Raw genomic sequence first — 20,512 nt, forward strand, 5'->3', positions numbered from 1 at the left:
TATGGACTTTACGATTCAACACTTTATCGCGCTTGCGCCGCTGTTGATCACCAGCCTCACCATCATTGTGGTGATGCTGGCTATCGCCTGGCGTCGCAACCATTCGCAAACCTTCCTGCTGTCGGTCGCCGGTCTGAACCTGGCGTTGCTGTCGATCCTGCCGGCCCTGAAAGTCACCCCTCTGGCGGTGACTCCATTGCTGCAGATCGACCAGTTCGCCTGCCTGTACATGGCGCTGATCCTGGTGGCCACCCTGGCCTGCGTCACCCTCGCCCACGCCTACCTAGGCGACGGCGGCACCGGTTACCCGGGCAACCGCGAAGAGCTGTACCTGCTGATCCTGATGGCCGCCGCCGGCGGCCTGGTCCTGGTCAGCGCGCAACACCTGGCCGGCTTGTTCATCGGCCTGGAACTGCTCTCGGTACCGGTCTACGGCCTGGTGGCTTATGCCTTCTTCAACAAGCGTTCGCTGGAAGCCGGCATCAAGTACATGGTGCTGTCGGCCGCCGGTTCCGCGTTCCTGCTGTTCGGCATGGCCCTGCTCTACGCCGAAGCCGGCAGCCTGAGCTTCAACGGCATCGGTCAGGCCCTGGCCGCGACCGGCCTGCCTAGCCCAATGGCCCAACTGGGCCTGGGCATGATGCTGATCGGCCTGGCGTTCAAGCTGTCGCTGGTACCCTTCCACCTGTGGACCCCGGACGTCTACGAAGGGGCTCCAGCGCCTGTGGCGGCCTTCCTGGCCACCGCGAGCAAGGTGGCGGTATTCGCGGTGATGGTGCGTCTGTTCCAGATCTCGCCGGTAGCCAGCAGCGGTGTCCTGAACACCGTGCTGACCCTGATCGCGATTGCCTCGATCCTGTTCGGCAACCTGCTGGCGCTGACCCAGAGCAACCTCAAGCGTCTGCTGGGTTACTCGTCCATCGCCCACTTCGGTTACCTGCTGATCGCCCTGGTGGCGAGCAAGGGCCTGGCGATGGAGGCCATCGGCGTCTACCTGGTCACCTACGTGATCACCAGCCTCGGCGCCTTCGGCGTGATCACCCTGATGTCCTCGCCTTACAAGGGTCGCGATGCGGATGCCCTGTACGAGTACCGCGGCCTGTTCTGGCGTCGTCCGTACCTGACCGCCGTACTGACCGTGATGATGCTGTCCCTGGCCGGTATCCCGCTGACCGCGGGCTTCATTGGCAAGTTCTACATCATCGCCACCGGTGTCGAAGCGCACCAATGGTGGCTGGTCGGTTCCCTGGTCCTGGGCAGCGCCATCGGCGTGTTCTACTACCTGCGCGTCATGGTCACCCTGTACCTGATCGAGCCGAACCTGCGCCGCGTCGACGCCCAGCTGCACTGGGAACAGAAAGCCGGCGGCGTGATGCTGCTGGCCATCGCGGTCCTGGCGTTCTTCCTCGGCGTCTACCCACAACCGCTGCTGATCCTGGTCCAGCAATCCGGTCTGGCGGGCTGATCGCTCAAGAACGATCCGCAGCAAAACAAGACGGCGCCTTCGGGCGCCGTTTTGTTTTCCGAAGAAAAACCGCCCTGCCCTTCCTCCTGCCACCTGAAAGGAATTGCCTTTCAGGATTTAAAGACGCGTCCTACGTCTCATCCTGATTGCCAAGTCTAAGGTCATTAAAAGGCGACGAGCGCCATGCGCAACGCCTTGACCTCTCGACCCATTCAACCAAAAATATACGCAGATCACGTACAGATCATGGGCGCACTTTTTATTGAGCTGCCCCCGTTCCAACGCCATCGACAGGACTACCTGGACGACGAGCTTTTTCGTAATTTGCAGCTTGAGTTGCTGAAAGCCCCCGAAGCCGGAGATCTCATCGAGAGAACCGATGGCTTGCGCAAGATCCGCTTTGTCGATGAGCGACGGCACAAGGGCAAACGCGGCGGGATCCGGGTGATTTATTACTGGTGGTCCGGAGGCGCCCAATTCTGGCTCTTCACCCTTTACGCAAAGAACGAGCAGAACGACCTGACACCCCATCAGAAAAAACTGCTCAAGCAACTGCTCAACAGAGAAGTCGAGGCGAGAACCCATCATGAAACGTGACATCTTTTCCGAACTGGTCGAAGGTTTCGACGCCCTGGCCAAAGAGCGCCAAGGCAAGCTCACGCTGCGCACCTACAAGGTCAAGCTGAACGCGCTGCTCCCGATCACCGCTGAAGAAGTGCTGGCCGTGCGCGAGCAGTTGAACCTGTCCAGATCGGTATTTGCCATGTACCTGCGCACCAATACTCGGACCCTGGAGAACTGGGAGCAAGGACGGGCAAAACCCAACGCTCAGGCCACTACCCTGATCCGCCTGGTACAGCGTTTTCCCGATACGGTGGAGCGGCTGGCAGCATTGGCCTGAAGGTCTGCACTGGTTCGCAGGACGTCATCGCGGGCAAGCCTCGCTCCGACGGATCACCTTCTTCTGTAGGAGCGAGGCTTGCCCGCGATAACAATGGTCCGGGCACTACAGCTCCCAAAACAGAACGGCACCCGAAGGTGCCGTTGCGCATTACCGATCCACAACCTTACTTGCGCGCCGCCTCCCACGACTTGAGCAGTTCGTTGTAGCTCACGGTCTCGCCCTGGGGTTTCTCGTTGGCCAGTTTCGGTTTCGGCGCGCCCGGTTGGTCGAACCAGTATTGCGCGTCGCGCTCGGGGTTCATTTTCGGGGCGCAGGTGGCCTGGGCTTTCGAGCGCTCGAGCCGGGTCATGATTGCGTCCTGGTCCTTGGCCAGGCCATCGAGTGCCTGTTGCGGGGTTTTCTCGCCGCTGGCCGCTTCGGCGATATGGCTCCACCACAGCTGTGCCAGGCGTGGATAGTCCGGCACGTTGGTGCCGGTCGGCGTCCACTGCACGCGGGCCGGACTGCGATAGAACTCCACCAGGCCACCGAGTTTCGGCGCCAGGTCGGTCATCGCCTGGGAGTTGATGTCCGACTCGCGGATCGGTGTCAGGCCGACGATGGTTTTCTTCAGCGACACGGTTTTCGAGGTCACGAACTGGGCATAGAGCCAGGCCGCGAGTTTCTGTTTCTCCGGAGTGGACTTGAGGAAGGTCCAGGAACCGGCGTCCTGATACCCCAGCTTCATGCCCTCCTCCCAGTACGGCCCCTTGGGCGACGGCGCCATGCGCCATTTCGGCGTGCCGTCGGCGTTCATCACCGGCAGGCCCGGCTTGGTCATGTCGGCGGTGAAGGCGGTGTACCAGAAGATCTGCTGGGCGATATTGCCCTGGGACGGCACCGGCCCGGATTCGGAGAAGGTCATGCCCGCCGCTTCCGGTGGCGCGTACTTTTTCATCCAGTCGACGTACTTGGTGGTGGCGAACACCGCCGCCGGGCCGTTGGTGTCGCCGCCGCGGGTCACGCTGGAGCCCACCGGATGGCAATCCTCGACGCGGATCCCCCACTCGTCCACCGGCAAACCGTTGGGCAAGCCCTTGTCGCCGCCGCCGGCCATGGAGAACCAGGCATCGGTGAAGCGCCACCCCAGGGACGGGTCCTTCTTGCCGTAGTCCATATGCCCGTAGACCCGCTTGCCGTCGATCTCCTTGACGTCTTCGCTGAAGAACTTGGCGATGTCCTCATAGGCCGACCAGTTCACCGGCACACCCAGCTCGTAGCCGTACTTCTCCTTGAACTTGGCTTTCAGGTCGGCCCGCTCGAACCAGTCGGCGCGGAACCAGTACAGGTTGGCGAACTGCTGGTCGGGCAACTGGTAGATCTTGCCGTCCGGCGCGGTGGTGAAGGAGATGCCGATGAAGTCCTTGATGTCCAGGGTCGGCGAGGTGTAGTCCTTGCCTTCGTTGGCCATCAGGTCGGTGATGGATTCGGTCTTGCCATAACGAAAATGCGTGCCGATCAGGTCGGAGTCGTTGACCCAGCCGTCATAGATGTTCTTGTCCGACTGCATCTGGGTCTGCAGCTTCTCCACCACGTCGCCTTCCTGCAGCAGGTCGTGGGTCAGCTTGATCCCGGTGATTTCACTGAAGGCCTTGGCCAGCACCTTGGACTCGTATTCATGGGTGGCGATGGTCTCAGAGACCACGTTGATCTTCATCCCGCGAAACGGCTCGGACGCCTTGATAAACCACTTCAGCTCTTCCAGCTGTTGTTCCGCAGTCAGGGTGGATGGCTTGAACTCGCTGCCGATCCATTTTTTCGCGGCGTCCTCATAGGCGTCGGCCCAGGCCGTCGCGCTCAAGCCGCTCAGAGCCAGCATGGCCGCCAATGAAACGCTATGTCGCAGCTTATTGTTTTTGTCGAACATAGAGACCTCCCGGTTAAGTTCAAAGAGGACCGATACCAATACCTCCCTGTAGGAGCGAGCTTGCTCGCGAAGGTCGCTAACGATGACGCGTAGAACCAGCCTGTACGCGGCGCGCTGGAATTCTTCGCGAGCAAGCTCGCTCCTACAGGAATGGGTATCAGCATTAGCCCCAACGCATCACAGCCAACAGCCACACCAGGGACAGCACGAACGCCACCCAGATGCTCCAGTCGGTGACGCCGATTACCAGCAGATGCAGGTAGGCGCTGCCGAGAAGACCGATAAACAGACGATCGCCACGGGTGGTGGCAATCGGCAGGAAGCCGCGCCGAGGGATGCTCGGCGAACGTAATTCCCACGTGGTCATGCCCAGCAGGATCAAGGCAATGACACCGAAGAATGCCGCCGTCGGGGCGGTCCAGTTCATCCATTCCATCAACGGATCCTCATACCCGGCCCAGGGCGAAGCCCTTGGCCACATGGTTGCGAACAAACCAGATCACCAGCATGCCCGGCAGGATGGTCAGCACCCCGGCCGCCGCCAGCACACCCCAGTCGATACCGGAGGCGGACACGGTGCGGGTCATCACCGCGGCGATCGGCTTGGCGTTCACCGAGGTCAGGGTCCGCGCCAGCAGAAGCTCGACCCAGGAAAACATGAAGCAGAAGAACGCCGTCACGCCGATCCCCGAGCCGATCAGCGGGACGAAGATCTTCACGAAGAACTTGGGAAAGCTGTAGCCGTCGATGTAGGCGGTCTCGTCGATTTCCTTCGGCACCCCGGACATGAAGCCTTCGAGAATCCACACCGCCAGCGGCACGTTGAACAGGCAGTGGGCCAGGGCCACGGCAATGTGCGTATCGAACAGGCCGATGGACGAATACAGCTGGAAGAACGGCAGCAGGAACACCGCCGGCGGCGCCATGCGGTTGGTCAACAGCCAGAAGAATAGGTGCTTGTCGCCGAGGAAGCGGTAGCGCGAGAACGCATAGGCCGCCGGCAGCGCCACGCTCAGGGAAATCACCGTGTTCAGGCTGACGTAATACAGCGAGTTGAGGTAGCCGGTGTACCAGCTGGGGTCGGTGAAGATCACCTTGTAGTTGTGCCAGGTGAAGTCCTGTGGCCACAGGGTCAGGCTGCCGAGGATCTCGTTGTTGCTCTTGAACGACATGTTCAGCAACCAGTAGATCGGCACCAGCAGGAACAGGATGTAGATCAGCAGCGGTATCAGCTTGCGCTTGGTCATGGCGGCCGTCCTCAGCGATTGGCGTCGGAGTGGGTCATGGCGGTGTAGAACAGCCAGGACACCAGCAGGATGATCAGGAAATACACCAGGGAAAACGCCGCGGCCGGGCCCAGGTCGAACTGACCGATCGCCATCTGGGTCAGGGTCTGGCTGAGGAAGGTGGTGGCGTTGCCCGGCCCGCCGCCGGTGAGCACGAACGGCTCGGTGTAGATCATGAAGCTGTCCATGAAGCGCAGCATCACCGCGATCAGCAGCACGCTTTTCATCTTCGGCAACTGGATATGCCGGAACACTGCCCAGTTCGACGCCCGGTCAATGCGCGCCGCCTGGTAGTACACGTCCGGGATCGCCCGCAGCCCCGAGTAGCACAGCAGCGCCACCAGCGAGGTCCAGTGCCACACGTCCATCACCAGCACCGTGACCCAGGCATCCATGGTGTTGGCCGCATAGTTGTAATTGATGCCCAGGGCATTCAGCGCCGAGCCCATCAGGCCGATGTCGGCGCGGCCGAAGATCTGCCAGATGGTGCCCACCACGTTCCACGGGATCAGCAACGGAATGGCGAGGATGATCAGCACCACCGACGACCAGCGCCCCTTGCTCGGCATGGTCAGGGCGATGGCTATTCCCAAGGGAATCTCGATCAGCAACACGCAGGCCGAATAGATGAACTGGCGCAGCAACGAGTCGTGCAGGCGCGGGTCGAGCAGCACCTGGCGGTACCAGTCGGCGCCGACGAAATAGCGGCTGGACTGGTCGAAGATGTCCTGCACCGAGTAGTTGACCACGGTCATCATCGGGATCACCGCACTGAAGGCCACCAGCAGGAACACCGGCAATACCAGCCACCAGGCCTTGTTGTTCTGCACTTTGTTCATGGCTGAACCTCGTTCGTGGCGTGGGCCTCCAGCAGGTATTCGTCGGCGTAGACCATCAGCCACTGCGCGGGGAAGCTGATGCAGGCCCTGCCCTGCGGCACTGGCTTGTCTTCGGCCAGGCGCACTTTTAACACCGCGCCGTCGAGGTTCAGGGTCATGATCTTGTAGGTGCCCAGGTCCTCGATGTGGACCACGTCGGCCTGCAGCGCCTCCTCGTAAGGCTCGTCCCAGACATGGATGAATTCCGGGCGGATGCCGACTTTCAGGCTCTGGTAATCGCTCTCGGCGATCCGCTGCTGCAAGGCCTCGGGCAGTGCCAGATGGGTGCCGGCGAACCTGACACCGCCGGCCTCTGCCCGGACCTCGATCAGGTTCATCCCCGGGCTGCCGATGAAGTAGCCGACGAAGGTGTGGCTCGGTCGCTCGAACAGCTCCCGCGGGGTGCCGAACTGGACGATCTGCCCGCCGTACATCACCGCGATCTTGTCGGCGAAGGTCGAGGCTTCGAGCTGGTCGTGGGTGACGTAGACCATGGTGATGTTGAACTGCTCGTGGATCTGCTTGAGCTTGCGCCGCAGCTTCCACTTCAGGTGCGGGTCGATCACTGTCAGCGGCTCGTCGAACAGGATCGCCGACACGTCGTCGCGCACCAGGCCGCGGCCCATCGAGACCTTCTGCTTTTCGTCGGCACTGAGGTTGCGCGCCTTCTTGCTCAACAGCGCCTGCAGGTCGAGGACCTCGGCGATCTCCTGCACCTTGCTGTGCACCTTGGCCTCGGCCATGCCCTGGTTGCGCAGCGGGAAGGCCAGGTTGTCGAACACCGTCATGGTGTCGTAGACCACCGGGAACTGGAAAACCTGGGCGATATTGCGCTTCTCGGGAGTCAGCTCGTTGACCACCCGGGTGTCGAACAGCACCTGCCCCTGGGACGGGCTGAGCAGCCCGGAAATGATATTGAGCAAGGTCGACTTGCCGCAGCCGGACGGCCCGAGCAAGGCATAGGCGCCGCCCTGCTCCCAGATGTGGTTCATCTCGCGGATCGCATAGTCCTCGGGACCAGCCGGAGTGCTGGTGTAACTGTGGGCGAGGTTGTGCAAACGGATCTCGGCCATCAGGCAACCCTCGCGACGCGTCGCCCCGGCGCCTGGACCAGACGGCCCTGGGCATCGAAGACGAACAGTTTGTGGGTGGGGATATAAATGCGGATCGGCGCGTCGACGTCATATTCGTGCACGCCGGGCAAGTGCAGCACCAACAGGAATTGTTCGTTGCGCACATGCAGGAAGGTTTCCGAGCCGCTGATTTCCGCGACCTCGACGGTCACCGCCAGCTCCAGGTCGTCGTCGTTGCTCGGCACCAGGGAGATATGGCTGGGACGCACGCCAAAGCGGAACTCACCCTCGCCGACCGGGCGCAAATCGACGTTCAGCGGAAAGTGCACGAAGTTGGCGAAGCTCACTTCATTGCCCGCGATGCGCCCCGGCATCAGGTTGATCGGCGGTTCGGAGAACAGCTCGGCGGCCAGCACCGTCTGCGGCTGGTGATAGACCTCGGCGGTCTTGCCGCTCTGCACCAGGCGCCCCTCATGGAGAATGGTGGTAGTGCCGCCCAAAGCCAGCGCCTCGTTGGGCTCGGTGGTGGCGTAGATGGCGATGGTGTGGCGGGCCTGGAACAGCTCGCGCATCTCCTGACGCAGCTCTTCACGCAGCTTGTAGTCGAGGTTGACCAGCGGCTCGTCGAACAGGATCAGCTCGGCATCCTTGACCAGCGCCCGGGCCATCGCCGTGCGCTGCTGCTGGCCGCCGGACAGCTCCAGCGGATGGCGCTGCAGGAACTTCTCGATCCGCAGCATCTTCGCCGTCTCCAGCACCTTGCTCTCGATCAGTTGCGCGGCGACACCGGCCTGGCGCAGCGGCGAGGCGATGTTCTCGAACACGGTCATGGTCGGGTAGTTGATGAACTGCTGATAGACCATCGACACGTTGCGCAGCCGCACCGGGCGCCCGGTGACGTCCACGCCATTCATCAGGATGCGTCCGCTGGCGGGCTTGTCGAGCCCGGCGATCAAGCGCATCAGGCTGGTCTTGCCGGACAGCGTACGTCCCAGCAGAACATTGAAGGAACCGGGTTCAAAGCGCAGCGAGATGTCATCGATCCAGGTCTGGCCCTCGACGACACGGCTGACGTGTTCCAGCGTTAATGACATGGCTCGGCCTTTTTTATTATTGGAGTCAAGCGACCGGAGCAGCAGAGCGACTTTCGTGCCAGAACCGCGGCAGCAAACCAAGCCACTGATAAGCCTGATATTTATTCCAAGACAGGTTATCCGCGGGTTCATAGCTGAACAGAAATGAACAACCCGCACTGAACAACTGAACAGTCCGGCGGTTGACAATGAACAAGAGTGAACAACACTGGATGGACGTTTTTGCCGGCAAGATTGCTTCTTGTAGCCGCTGCCGCGGGCTGCAACTACAAAGGCCAGGCCATACGCCAATAACAACAATAAAAGCGTTTTCAGAGACCTACCGCCATGAGCGCACCTGCCTCACCGCTGTCTCACGAGACCATCATCAAGGACTCCTGGAGCCGCTGCCGGGCCTTTGGCCTCAGCCACCAGAGCGCCCCCGCTTTCGATCAACTGCCCGCCGAGCGTATCGCCCAGCTACTGGAGAGCCAGCATGCCCTGGTGCAGACCACCCACCAGGAAGTCCTGCCCTACTACGAGAACATCCTCAGCAACTCCAATTGCCTGATCATGCTCGCCGACAACCAGGGCCAGGTGCTGACCTCCTGGGGCACCCAGCGTTTTATCGAGCCGAGCCTGGCCCGTGGTTTCAGTGCCGGCGCCAGCTGGCTGGAACACTGCAGCGGGACCAATGCCATCGGCACCGCCCTGGCCTGCGAGCAGGCGGTGCATATCGAGCACGATGAACACTTTCTCAAGGCCAACCGCTTCATGACCGGCTCGGCCGCGCCGATCTTCGATGCCGAGCGCCGGGTGATCGCGGTGCTGGATGTCTCCAGCGACAGCTACCTGCCGCCCTCCCACACCCTGGGCATGGTCAAGATGATGAGCCAGACGGTGGAGAACCGGCTGATCCTCAACCTGTTCGAAGGCCGGCATTTCCAGCTGACCTTCAACACCGGCCTGAACAACCTCGACAGCCAGTGGGCCGGCTTGCTGATCTTCGATGAAAGCGGCCAGGTGCTCTCGGCCAACCGCCGCGCCGACAACCTGCTGGGCATCAGCCTGTCGCGGGTCGGCATCGAAAGCCTGTTCAAGGTGTCCCTGCTGGAATTGCTCAACCAGCCGGAAGGCCTGCCCTTCGCCCTGCAGGCCGCCGGACGCAACCGCTTCCATTGCCTGCTCAAGCGTCCAAGGCAGGTGCCGATCCAGGCCCGGGTCTTCGCCGAAGCGCCTGCCCGCCCGGCCCCCGCCAACGCCGATGCCATCGGCCTGAACACCCTGCACTTCGGCGACAGCCGCGTAGAGAAAGCCGTGCGCCAGGCCGAACGGCTGCTGGAAAAGGACATTCCGTTGTTGATCCACGGCGAAACCGGCGTCGGCAAGGAAGTCTTCGTCAAGGCGCTGCACCAGGCCAGCTCGCGGAGCAAACAGGCATTCATCGCCGTCAACTGCGCGGCGATCCCCGCCGAACTGGTGGAGTCCGAGTTGTTCGGCTATGAAAAAGGCGCCTTCACCGGCGCCAACCAGAAAGGCAGCATCGGCCTGATCCGCAAGGCTGACAAAGGCACGCTGTTCCTCGACGAAATCGGCGACATGCCCCTGCCTACCCAGGCCCGCCTGTTGCGGGTGCTGCAGGAGCGCTGCGTGCAGCCGGTGGGCAGCAGCGAACTGTTCCCGGTGGACATCCGCATCATCTCGGCGACCAACCGCTCCCTGCGCGAACAGGTGCAACTCGGGCGCTTCCGCGAGGACCTGTATTACCGCATCGGCGGCCTGACCCTGGAGTTGCCGCCCCTGCGCGAACGCAGCGACAAGCAGGCGCTGTTCAAGCGCATCTGGGAGCAGCACCGCGAGCCCGGCCAATGGGCCGGGCTCAGCCGCGAAGTCCAGGACCTGTTCGAGCGCCACTCCTGGCCGGGCAATCTGCGCCAGGTCAGCAGCGTGATGCAGGTGGCGCTGGCCATGGCCGAAGACCAGCCGATCCGCGCCGAGCACCTGCCGGACGACTTTTTTGTCGACCTGGACATGGAGCCAGCCGCCAGCCACGAACCGCCCGGCGACATCGCCCTGGAAGACAGCACCGACCTGCACCGCCAGCTCAAGGCCGTGGGCGGCAACATTTCCCAGCTGGCGCGACGGCTGGGGGTGAGTCGCAATACCCTCTATAAAAGATTGCGTCAGCAGGAGGATTGATCCCCCGCCCCCTCCATCCCCAAATGGCAAGCAAACAAAAACCCGCACAAGGCGGGTTTCTGTTTGTAGCCAGTACCGCGATCAGTCAGCCAGACGCCAAGTAGTCCCACCCTTGCCGTCTTCCAGCACCACGCCCATGGCGGTGATCTGGTCGCGGATGCGGTCGGACTCGGCCCAGTCCTTGTTGGCACGGGCCGCCAGGCGCGCCTGGATCAGCGATTCGACCTGCGCCGCGTCGACCCGGCCGGCGGCACCGGCCTGCAGGAAGTCGTCGGCTTCCAGTTGCAGCACACCCAGCACATCCGCCAGTTCCCGCAGGCGCGCCGCCAGACCGGCCGCCGCATTGAGATCGCTCTCACGCAGACGGTTGATCTCGCGCACCATCTCGAACAGCACCGCACAGGCTTCCGGGGTGCCGAAGTCGTCGTTCATCACCTCGGTGAAACGCTCGACGAAGGCTTCGCCACCGGCGGCCGGCACGCTCGGCAGGCCCTTGAGGGCGTGGTAGAAACGCTCCAGGGCGCCCTTGGCGTCCTTGAGGTTGTCTTCCGAGTAGTTGATCGCGCTGCGGTAGTGGCTCGACACCAGCAGGTAACGCACCACTTCCGGATGGTACTTGTCGAGCACGTCGCGAATGGTGAAGAAGTTGTTCAAGGACTTGGACATCTTCTCGCCATTGATGCGGATCATGCCGCAGTGCATCCAGGCATTGGCGTAGGTCTTGCCGGTGGCCGCCTCGCTCTGGGCGATCTCGTTTTCATGGTGCGGGAACTCGAGGTCGCTGCCGCCGCCGTGAATGTCGAAGGTCTCGCCCAGGCAGCAGGTCGACATCACCGAGCATTCGATGTGCCAGCCCGGACGCCCGGCGCCCCATGGCGATTCCCAGCTCGGCTCGCCCGGTTTGGCGGCTTTCCACAGCACGAAGTCCAGCGGGTCCTGTTTCGACTCGTCGACTTCGATGCGCGCGCCAATGCGCAAGTCTTCGATCTTCTTGCGCGACAGCTTGCCGTAACCCATGAACTTGGCCACGCGGTAGTACACGTCGCCGTTGCCCGGCGCGTAGGCGTAGCCCTTGTCGATCAGGGTCTGGATCATCGCGTGCATGCCGGCAATATGGTCGGTGGCACGCGGCTCCATGTCCGGCTTCTTGATGTTCAGGCGCGCTTCGTCTTCGTGCATCGCCGTGATCATGCGCTCGGTCAGCGCTTCGAACGACTCGCCGTTCTCGTTGGCCCGATTGATGATCTTGTCGTCGATGTCGGTGATGTTGCGCACATAGGTCAGGTCGTAACCGCTGAAACGCAGCCAGCGGGTCACCAGGTCGAAGGCGACCATGCTGCGACCGTGGCCCAGGTGGCAGTAGTCGTACACGGTCATGCCGCACACGTACATGCGCACCTTGTTGCCATCGAGCGGCTTGAAGACTTCTTTGCTCTTGGTGAGCGTGTTGTAGATCGTTAGCACAAGGAGTTCCTTAACTGATCACTGACCCCAGGAGTCGCGCAGGGTCACGGTACGGTTGAATACCGGTGCGCCCGGTTTCGAGTCCTTGATATCCGCGCAGAAGTAACCTTCGCGCTCGAACTGGAAACGGTCTTCCGGCTGTGCGTTGCCCAGCGAGGGTTCGGCACGACAACCAGTGAGGACCTGCAGGGAGTCAGGGTTGATGTTGTCCAGGAAACTTGCGCTGTCTTCGGCCTTCTCCGGGTTCGGCGAACGGAACAGACGGTCGTACAGGCGCACTTCGCACTCGACGCTGGCGGCGGCCGGCACCCAGTGGATCACGCCCTTGACCTTGCGGCCTTCCGGGTTCTTGCCCAGGGTGTCCGGATCGTACGAGCAACGCAGCTCGACGATGTTGCCGTCGGCATCCTTGATCGCCTCGTCGGCGCGGATCACGTAGCTGCCGCGCAGGCGCACTTCGCCGGCCGGCTCCAGGCGCTTGTAGCCCTTTGGCGGCTCTTCCATGAAGTCGTCGCGGTCGATGTAGATTTCACGGGCGAACGGCAGTACCCGCACTCCCATGTCTTCTTTCGGGTGGCGCGGCAGTTCGAGGTTCTCGACCTGGCCTTCCGGGTAGTTGGTGATCACCACCTTCAGCGGACGCAGCACGCACATGGCGCGCGGGGCGCTGTGGTCGAGGTCGTCACGGATGCTGAATTCGAGCATGCCGAAGTCCACCACGCCGTCGGAACGGTTGGTGCCGACCATCTCGCAGAAGTTGCGGATGGATTTCGGCGTGTAGCCACGACGCCGGAAGCCCGACAGGGTCGACATGCGCGGGTCGTCCCAGCCGTTGACGTGCTTCTCGTCCACCAGTTGCTTGAGCTTGCGCTTGCTGGTGATGGTGTAGTTCAGGTTCAGGCGGCTGAACTCGTATTGGCGCGGCTGCGCCGGCACCGGCAGGTTCTCGAGGAACCACTCGTACAGCGGACGGTGGCTTTCGAACTCCAGGGTGCAGATCGAGTGGGTAATGCCTTCGATGGCGTCCGACTGGCCGTGGGTGAAGTCGTAGTTCGGGTAGATGCACCACTTGTCGCCGGTCTGGTGGTGATGCGCATGGCGGATGCGGTACATGATCGGGTCGCGCAGGTTCATGTTCGGCGAGGCCATGTCGATCTTGGCCCGCAGCACGCGTGCGCCATCCGGGAATTCACCCGCCTTCATGCGGGCGAACAGGTCCAGGTTCTCTTCCACCGAACGGTCGCGGAACGGGCTGTTCTTGCCCGGTTCGGTCAGGCTGCCACGGTATTCCTTGGCCTGCTCGGGGGTCAGGTCGTCGACATAGGCCTTGCCCGCCTTGATCAGCTCCACCGCCCATTCGTGCAACTGGTCGAAGTATTGCGAGGCGTAGCGCACTTCACCGGCCCACTCGAAGCCCAGCCACTTGACGTCGCTTTCGATGGCATCGATGTATTCCTGGTCTTCCTTGGCCGGGTTGGTGTCGTCGAAGCGCAGGTGGGTGACGCCGCCGAATTCCTGGGCCAGCCCGAAGTTCACGCAGATCGACTTGGCGTGACCGATGTGCAGGTAGCCGTTGGGCTCCGGCGGGAAGCGGGTCACGATCTGTGTGTGCTTACCCGAGTCCAGGTCCGCCTGGATGATCGGGCGCAGGAAGTTGACCGGCACGGCCGGTCCGGTCTTGGAATTCGAGGTAGGGTCGACAGTGGGCTTGCTCATAGGATCCTTGAACGTACAAGTGCGCGGCCGGTGCGGCCTGATAAATCAAAACGGATATCATAGCCGATGCGGTCAAGCCCCTGACAGAGCGGGCTTTAAATCTGCCGCGATTAATCCGTCGCAAATGAAAAAACAGCCTCGAATTTCACGCCCGGCACGCTAAACTGCGCACCTTGGCGGATTTTTGCCAGCGCGGTTCCGACCCGCGGGCCCCAGGCCCGCCTCCCGGAACCCGGGAATTCCTTGAAAACGCTCCTCCTTATAAAGAGTACCGATCATGACTCAAGTCAAACTGACCACCAACCACGGCGACATCGTGCTGGAACTGAACGCCGAGAAAGCCCCGGTCACCGTGGCCAACTTCGTCGAATACGTTAAAGCCGGTCATTACGAAAACACCGTATTCCACCGCGTCATCGGTAACTTCATGATCCAGGGCGGCGGTTTCGAGCCAGGCATGAAAGAGAAGAAAGACAAGCGTCCAAGCATCCAGAACGAAGCCGACAACGGTCTTTCCAACGACAAGTACACCGTCGCCATGGCCCGCACCATGGAGCCGCATTCGGCTTCCGCGCAGTTCTTCATCAACGTCGCCGACAACAGCTTCCTCAACCACAGCGGCAAGACCGTCCAGGGCTGGGGCTACGCGGTATTCGGCAAAGTGGTCGCCGGCACCGAAGTGGTCGACAAGATCAAAGGCGTGGCCACCACCATGAAGGCCGGCCACCAGGACGTACCGGCAGAAGACGTGATCATCGAGAAAGCCGAGATCGTTGAGTGATACTGCTGATTTCAGATTTGCATCTGGAAGAGGAACGCCCGGACATTACCCGGGCGTTTCTGGATTTACTGGGCGGGCGTGCCCGCTCGGCGCAAGCGCTGTACATCCTGGGAGATTTCTTCGAGGTCTGGATCGGCGACGACGCCATGACCCCCTACCAGCTTTCCATTTGCCAGGCACTGCGCGAGCTCAGCGACAGCGGCACGCAGGTTTTCCTGATGCATGGCAACCGCGACTTCATGCTCGGCAAGGCCTTCTGCAAGGCCGCGGGCGCGACCCTGCTCAAGGACCCGAGCGTGGTCGACTTCTACGGCGAGCCGGTGCTGCTGATGCACGGCGACAGCCTGTGCACCCGTGACGAAGCCTATATGCGCATGCGCCGCTACCTGCGCAACCCGGTTTCGCTGTGGATCCTCAGGCACCTGCCGCTGCGCACCCGGCACAAGCTGGCGCGCAAGCTGCGCAACGAAAGCCGCGCGCAAACCCGCATGAAGGCCAACGACATCGTCGACGTGACCCCGGACGAAGTGCCGCGGATCATGCAGGAGTTCAAAGTGCGGACCCTGGTCCACGGCCACACCCACCGCCCGGCCATCCACAAGTTGCAGATCGGCGACCAGGCCGCCAAGCGCATCGTGCTGGGCGACTGGGACCGCCAGGGCTGGGCCTTGCAGGTGGATGAACAGGGCTTCCAGCTGGCAGCTTTCGACTTCGTCCCGTCGCCGTTGGCGTTGCCCCGCTCGAGCCTGTAGCCGCTGCCGCAGGCTGCGATAAGGCCCGGAGGGTCTTCCGGGGCCTTCCAGGCGAACGCTGCACGTTCTATCGCGAGCAAGCTCGCTCCTACAGAGGGACGTACCTTTTTGTAGGAGCGAGCTTGCTCGCGATAACGCCTCTGCCCCACCGCGATATCAATGCCCCGCCGACGCCGGCCCGGCCTTGGCCGTGAACGGCGGCTTGGCCAGCCACACCAGCAGAATCAGGCCCATGAAGCTCCAGCCCAGCAGCGTGAAGTAGTCCACGGTGGACATCATGTACGCCTGGCCGGTCAGCACCTGGTCCAGCTGCGCGTAGGCCTGGTTGCTGGCACCGCCCAGGGTGCCCAGGGCATCGCGGGTGGCCGGCTCGAAGGTGCTGATGTGTTCACTCATGTAGGCATGGTGCTCGTTCGCCCGGCGGATCCAGATCCAGGTGGTCAGCGAAGCGGCGAAGCTGCCACCGAGGGTCCGCAGGAAGGTGGCCAGGCCGGCGCCATCGGCGATCTGGTGCGGTGGCAGGTCCGACATCAGGATGCTCAGGGTCGGCATGAAGAACAGCGCCACGCCGATGCCCATGAACAGCTGCACCAGGGCGATGTGCTGGAAGTCCACTTCGTTGGTGAACCCGGCGCGCATGAAGCAGCTCAGGCCGATCGCCAGGAACGCCAGCCCGGCCAGCAAGCGCAGGTCGAACTTGTGCGCGTACTTGCCGACGAAAGGCGACATCAGCACCGGCAGGATACCGATCGGCGCCACCGCCAGGCCGGCCCAGGTCGCGGTATAGCCCATCTGGGTCTGCAACCACTGCGGCAGGATCAGGTTGATGCCGAAGAAGCCGGCATAACCGCCCACCAGCACGATGGTGCCGATGCGGAAGTTGCGGTGGGCGAACAGCCGCAGGTTGACCACCGGATGGCGGTCGGTCATTTCCCAGATCACGAACACCGCCAGGGCAATCACCGAAATCAGCGTACCGATAATGATGAAATTGGATTCGAACCAGTCCAGGTCGTTGCCCTTGTCGAGCACGATCTGCAAGGCGCCGACACCGACGATCAGGCTCAGCAGGCCGATGTAGTCCATCGGCTGGCGACTGGTCACCACCGGCCGTGCCTTCAGCTGTTGCTTGACCACCCAGGCGGCGAACAGGCCGATCGGTACGTTGATGAAGAAGATCCACGGCCAGCTGTAACTGTCGGTGATCCAGCCGCCGAGAATCGGCCCGGCAATCGGCGCCACCACCGTGACCATCGCCAGCAGCGCCAGGGCCATGCCCCTTTTCGCTGGCGGGTAGACCGCGATCAACAGGGTCTGGGTCATCGGGTACAACGGCCCGGCCACCACCCCTTGCAGCACCCGAAAGCCCACCAGCTCGGGCATGGAAGTGGAAATCCCGCAGAGGAACGAGGCCAGCACGAACAGCAGGGTGGCCCAGATAAACAGCTTCACTTCGCCGAAACGCCGGCTCAGCCAGCCGGTCAGCGGCAAGGCGATGGCGTTGCTCACGGCAAACGAGGTGATCACCCAGGTGCCCTGCTCCGAACTCACCCCGAGGTTGCCGGAGATGGTCGGCAAGGCCACGTTGGCGATGGTGGTGTCGAGCACCTGCATGAAGGTCGCCAGCGACAGGCCGATGGTGCTGAGCAACAGGCTGGGCGGCGTGAAAGAGGCGTTATTGCTCATCGCGAATCCTATGAAGCGAGGCTGGCGCCGCGGCCGCTAACGGCCGCAGCAGAGGGATCGGCGAATCAACGCTGCGCGGTCTTGCCGATGGCGGCGCTGTTGTCGTGGATCAGGCGGGCGATCAGGGCATCGGCCTCGCTCAACTGGCGGTCGTAGACGTTGGTACTGAACGACGCCTTTTGTGGCGATTGCTGGGCCAGCACCGGGCCGCTCTGGTCGTGCAGGTCGACGTTGACCACCGTCGACAGGCCGACCCGCAGTGGGTGCCTGGCCAGTTCTTCGGCATTCACGTGGATGCGCACCGGCACCCGCTGCACGATCTTGATCCAGTTGCCGGTGGCGTTCTGCGCCGGCAACAGGGCGAAGGCGCTGCCGGTACCGGCGCCCAGGCTGTCGATGGTGCCGCTGTACTTGACCTCGCTGCCGTAGATATCGGCCTCGATGTCCACTGGCTGGCCGATGCGCATGTCACGCAGCTGGGTTTCCTTGAAGTTGGCGTCGATCCACAGCTGGTCCAGGGGGATCACCGCCATCAACGCGGTGCCCGGCTGTACCCGCTGGCCCAGTTGCACGGTGCGCTTGGCGACATAACCGGTCACCGGGGCGATCAGCGTGCTGCGGGCGTTGGTCAGGTAGGCCTGGCGCAGTTGCGCGGCGGCCGACTGCACGTCCGGATGGTTGGAGACCACGGTGTCGTCCACCAGCGCGTTGGTGGTGTTGAGCTGCTGCTGGGCATTGGCCAGGGCGTTCTGCGCCGAGGTCAGGTCATCGCGGGCGTGGGACAGTTCTTCCTGGGAAATCGCCCCGCTGGTGGCGAGGGTCCGGCGACGGTTGAAGTTGTCCTGGGCTTTCTGCACTTCGGCCTTCTGCGCCGCCACCTGGGCGCGCATGCCGTCGACGTTGCTGTACAAACCGCGCACCTGGCGCACGGTGCGGGCCAGGTTGGCCTCGGCGCTTTGCAGGCCGACCTCGGCATCGTTGGGGTCGAAGTTGATCAGCACCTGGCCTTCATGAACCAGGTCGCCATCGTCGGCGCCGATGCTGACCACCGTGCCGGTGACCAGCGGGGTGATTTCCACCACGTTGCCGTTCACATAGGCGTCGTCGGTGCTTTCATTCCAGCGTCCGTAGAGTTCATACCAGGCAAAGACCCCCAGCCCGCCCAGGGCGATCAGCGCCACCAGGCCCAGCAGCATGACCTTGCGTTTGCGCGGGTTGGCGCTGTCCGGCGTATTTTCAGGAGCGTTGTTGGTTTCGACAGTGGCCATGATGAGTACCTTGAATTATTGATTGCGCGAGGCTGGGGTCGGGGTGGCCGCGGCCAGATTGTCGGTCTGGAAACCACCGCCCAGGGCTTGCATCAGCTGGATCGACAGGTCGATCTGCTGGGCATTCAGGGTCGCCAGCTGACGCTGGGCCTGCAGTAATTGCTGCTCGATGCTGAGCACGTCCAGGTAATTGCCGATCCCCGAGCCGTAGCGCTGGACCACGGTGTCGTAGGAGTCCTGGGCGATGTCGGTGGCGTGTTGCTGGGCGGCGATCTGCCGACCGATGTCACGCAGCTGGAAAATGGTGTCGCTGACATCCCCCAGGGCATTCACCAGGCTCTTGTTGTACTGCGCCACGGCCAGGTCGTAGTCGGCGTCCCGGGCATCCAGGTCGGCGCGCAGGCGGCCACCGTCGAAGATCGGCAGCGACACGGTCGGGGCGATGTTGAAGAAGCGGCTGGCCGATCCGAACATCGCATCCCCCAGCAACGCTTGAGTGCCGGCGGCAGCGCTCAGGTTGAGGTTGGGGTAGAAGTTGGTCTTGCCGGCGTCGATGCTCTTGCTCGCCGCCTCGACCCGCCAGCGCGCGGCCACCAGGTCCGGACGGCGGCCCAGCAGTTCCGCCGGCAGCACCGATGGCAACGCCACCGCGCTGGCCTGGAGGACTTTCGGCCGGGCGATTTCGTTGCCCCGGTCGGGGCCTTTGCCGAGCAATACCGCCAGGGCGATCTTGGCGCTCTGCAGGTTTTTCTCGGCGTCGATCAGGCTGGCTTCGGAGCTGGCCTCCAGGCTTTCGGTCTGCTGGTACTGATACTGGCTGTCGATGCCCGAGCTCAGGCGCTTCTGGCTCAGCTCGAGCATCTGCCGGGTGCGCTTGAGGTCTTCAGTGGCCAGGTCATGGACGATATGCGCCTGCCCCAGGTCGCTGTAGGCCCGGGCCACGTCGGCGGCCAGGGTCAGTTGCGCGGCCTGGCGATCGATCTCGGCGGCGCGCGCCTGGCCCAGGGCGGCTTCCCAGGTATCGCGCTGGCCGCCCCAGAGGTCGAAGGTGTAATTGAAGGTGCCCGTCAGGCTGCGCAGGGTGCTGTAGTTGTCGCCCTGCCCCCTCGGGTCCTGCGAGCGAGACAGGCGCGAGCGGCTGACACTGCCGCTGGCATCCAGGGTCGGCATGCGTGCCGCATCCGCGGCATAGGCCGCCGCGCTGGCCTGGTGCGCGCGGGCGCTGGCGATCTGCATGTCGGGGCTGTCGTGCAGGGCTTCGCGGATCAGGCCATCGAGCTGTGGATCGCCCAGGCTCTTCCACCAGTCGCTCTTCGGCCAGGCCGCCGGCGACAGGGTCACGCCACTCAGGGATTGTCCGGCCTTGAGGGATTTGGCATCGAGGCTCACCCCTTCGGTTGTCAGGCCGCTGTAGTTGGCACATCCGGCCAGGCTCATGGCCAGCAGTACCAGGCTGAAACGGGTACGCAAGGTTTTACTGCTCATTTACTTATCACCTACCCGCAACACGGTGATCGGGTCACCGGCCGCCAGCAAAATTTTCTTGAGGATCTGTTCCAGGGTTTTCAACTCTTCGGGGGTGATGGCGCCCGCCAGTTCGTTCATGGCGTTGGCGCCGATGTGCGGCAGGCAGTCGGCGAGCTTCTGGCCCTCCTCGGTGAGCACCAGGCGCACCTGGCGGCGGTCGTGCTCCGAACGTTGGCGGGCGAGGAAGTCCTTCTGCTCCAGGCGATCGAGCATGCGGGTCATGGAACCGCTGTCGAGGGACAGGTAGCGGCACAGCTCGGCCGGGGTGTCGACGCCGAACTGGGCCATGATGATCAGCACCTTGAACTGCGCGGCGGTGATGCCGTGGGGTTCCATGTGGGTGTCGATGATCCGGTCCTTGAGCAGGGCCGCGCGGCCCAGCAAGAGCCCAAGGTGGCAATTGTGGAAATCGTCTGGGGTGAAGTGCTTCATCTGACCACCTGTTAGCTGCCTAGGCAGCGAAAGTATGTCGAGATGTTACTGCCTAGGCAGCCAATATCCAAACAATAATTAGCATGCTCACTATCAAGCTAA

Annotated in this window: 18 protein-coding genes; 6 read left to right on the forward strand and 12 right to left on the reverse strand. The window is 62.7% G+C overall.

Translation table 11 applies throughout. From position 1 onward, the window contains the following. Position 1: 1 nt before the first annotated feature. The 3 genes from nuoN to DK261_RS09655 all read left to right on the forward strand — a co-directional run bounded on the left by nuoN (position 2) and on the right by DK261_RS09655 (position 2,366). Positions 2-1,465: an NADH-quinone oxidoreductase subunit NuoN gene (nuoN, locus tag DK261_RS09645; RefSeq protein ID WP_009049791.1), complete on the forward strand. Its 1,464-nt coding sequence runs from the start codon at positions 2-4 to the stop codon at positions 1,463-1,465. A 246-nt stretch (positions 1,466-1,711) separates the two neighbouring features. Then, a complete protein-coding gene (locus DK261_RS09650) occupies positions 1,712-2,062 on the forward strand; it encodes a toxin (protein WP_110175823.1) in 351 nt (116 codons plus the stop codon). Further along, positions 2,052-2,366 (forward strand): DNA-binding transcriptional regulator, encoded by a 315-nt coding sequence (locus tag DK261_RS09655; RefSeq protein ID WP_009049793.1) that lies wholly within the window; start codon positions 2,052-2,054, stop codon positions 2,364-2,366. The genes DK261_RS09650 and DK261_RS09655 overlap by 11 nt, the downstream gene beginning before the upstream one ends. 166 nt (positions 2,367-2,532) lie before the next feature. On the opposite strand, the gene DK261_RS09660 is transcribed toward DK261_RS09655, so the two are convergent. The 6 genes from DK261_RS09660 to DK261_RS09690 all read right to left on the reverse strand — a co-directional run bounded on the left by DK261_RS09660 (position 2,533) and on the right by DK261_RS09690 (position 8,606). Continuing rightward, a complete protein-coding gene (locus DK261_RS09660) occupies positions 2,533-4,275 on the reverse strand; it encodes an ABC transporter substrate-binding protein (RefSeq protein ID WP_023964376.1) in 1,743 nt (580 codons plus the stop codon). A gap of 163 nt (positions 4,276-4,438) precedes the next feature. Next, positions 4,439-4,711, reverse strand: coding sequence for a DUF2160 domain-containing protein (locus DK261_RS09670; RefSeq protein WP_009049795.1), 273 nt, complete (start codon positions 4,709-4,711; stop codon positions 4,439-4,441). 10 nt (positions 4,712-4,721) lie between these two features. Next, positions 4,722-5,522: a carbohydrate ABC transporter permease gene (locus DK261_RS09675; protein ID WP_007929618.1), complete on the reverse strand. Its 801-nt coding sequence runs from the start codon at positions 5,520-5,522 to the stop codon at positions 4,722-4,724. 11 nt (positions 5,523-5,533) lie between these two features. After that, positions 5,534-6,400: a carbohydrate ABC transporter permease gene (locus DK261_RS09680; RefSeq protein ID WP_009049796.1), complete on the reverse strand. Its 867-nt coding sequence runs from the start codon at positions 6,398-6,400 to the stop codon at positions 5,534-5,536. After that, the gene (locus DK261_RS09685) at positions 6,397-7,512 is read right to left on the reverse strand and encodes an ABC transporter ATP-binding protein (protein ID WP_016701904.1); all 1,116 of its coding nucleotides are present in this window, start codon (positions 7,510-7,512) and stop codon (positions 6,397-6,399) included. Before DK261_RS09685 ends, DK261_RS09680 begins: the two co-directional genes overlap by 4 nt. Continuing rightward, the gene (locus DK261_RS09690) at positions 7,512-8,606 is read right to left on the reverse strand and encodes an ABC transporter ATP-binding protein (RefSeq protein WP_009049798.1); all 1,095 of its coding nucleotides are present in this window, start codon (positions 8,604-8,606) and stop codon (positions 7,512-7,514) included. The genes DK261_RS09685 and DK261_RS09690 overlap by 1 nt, the downstream gene beginning before the upstream one ends. A 327-nt stretch (positions 8,607-8,933) precedes the next feature. Here DK261_RS09690 and DK261_RS09695 point away from each other — a divergent pair, with 327 nt between their 5' ends. Then, complete coding sequence (locus DK261_RS09695; protein WP_110175643.1) at positions 8,934-10,784, forward strand: sigma-54-dependent Fis family transcriptional regulator; 1,851 nt, start codon at positions 8,934-8,936, stop codon at positions 10,782-10,784. 81 nt (positions 10,785-10,865) lie between these two features. Here DK261_RS09695 and cysS read toward each other — a convergent pair whose 3' ends face one another. Both cysS and DK261_RS09705 read right to left on the reverse strand, forming a co-directional pair. Continuing rightward, positions 10,866-12,248: a cysteine--tRNA ligase gene (cysS, locus tag DK261_RS09700; protein ID WP_009049800.1), complete on the reverse strand. Its 1,383-nt coding sequence runs from the start codon at positions 12,246-12,248 to the stop codon at positions 10,866-10,868. A gap of 18 nt (positions 12,249-12,266) precedes the next feature. Continuing rightward, positions 12,267-13,964 carry a glutamine--tRNA ligase/YqeY domain fusion protein gene (locus DK261_RS09705; RefSeq protein WP_009049801.1) on the reverse strand — a complete coding sequence of 566 codons (1,698 nt, stop codon included), beginning with the start codon at positions 13,962-13,964 and terminating at the stop codon, positions 12,267-12,269. A 277-nt stretch (positions 13,965-14,241) separates the two neighbouring features. On the opposite strand from DK261_RS09705, the gene DK261_RS09710 reads away from it, so the two are divergent. Together DK261_RS09710 and lpxH are read left to right on the forward strand one after the other, a co-directional pair. Beyond that, positions 14,242-14,745 (forward strand): peptidylprolyl isomerase, encoded by a 504-nt coding sequence (locus DK261_RS09710; RefSeq protein WP_007929634.1) that lies wholly within the window; start codon positions 14,242-14,244, stop codon positions 14,743-14,745. Further along, the gene (gene lpxH, locus DK261_RS09715) at positions 14,742-15,497 is read left to right on the forward strand and encodes a UDP-2,3-diacylglucosamine diphosphatase (RefSeq protein ID WP_038633659.1); all 756 of its coding nucleotides are present in this window, start codon (positions 14,742-14,744) and stop codon (positions 15,495-15,497) included. The genes DK261_RS09710 and lpxH overlap by 4 nt, the downstream gene beginning before the upstream one ends. 156 nt (positions 15,498-15,653) lie before the next feature. Here the strand turns inward: lpxH and DK261_RS09720 are convergent, their stop codons facing one another. From DK261_RS09720 to DK261_RS09735, 4 genes are all read right to left on the reverse strand, one after another. Next, a complete protein-coding gene (locus DK261_RS09720) occupies positions 15,654-17,183 on the reverse strand; it encodes a DHA2 family efflux MFS transporter permease subunit (RefSeq protein WP_110175644.1) in 1,530 nt (509 codons plus the stop codon). Positions 17,184-17,248: 65 nt separating this feature from the next. Then, positions 17,249-18,451 carry an efflux RND transporter periplasmic adaptor subunit gene (locus DK261_RS09725; RefSeq protein ID WP_110175645.1) on the reverse strand — a complete coding sequence of 401 codons (1,203 nt, stop codon included), beginning with the start codon at positions 18,449-18,451 and terminating at the stop codon, positions 17,249-17,251. Between the two features lie 15 nt (positions 18,452-18,466). Then, complete coding sequence (locus DK261_RS09730; RefSeq protein WP_110175646.1) at positions 18,467-19,936, reverse strand: efflux transporter outer membrane subunit; 1,470 nt, start codon at positions 19,934-19,936, stop codon at positions 18,467-18,469. Beyond that, positions 19,937-20,410 carry a MarR family winged helix-turn-helix transcriptional regulator gene (locus DK261_RS09735; protein ID WP_009049806.1) on the reverse strand — a complete coding sequence of 158 codons (474 nt, stop codon included), beginning with the start codon at positions 20,408-20,410 and terminating at the stop codon, positions 19,937-19,939. Between the last annotated feature and the right edge of the window lie 102 nt (positions 20,411-20,512).

The organism is Pseudomonas sp. RW409, assembly GCF_003184125.1.
Taxonomy (GTDB): domain Bacteria; phylum Pseudomonadota; class Gammaproteobacteria; order Pseudomonadales; family Pseudomonadaceae; genus Aquipseudomonas; species Aquipseudomonas chlororaphis_I.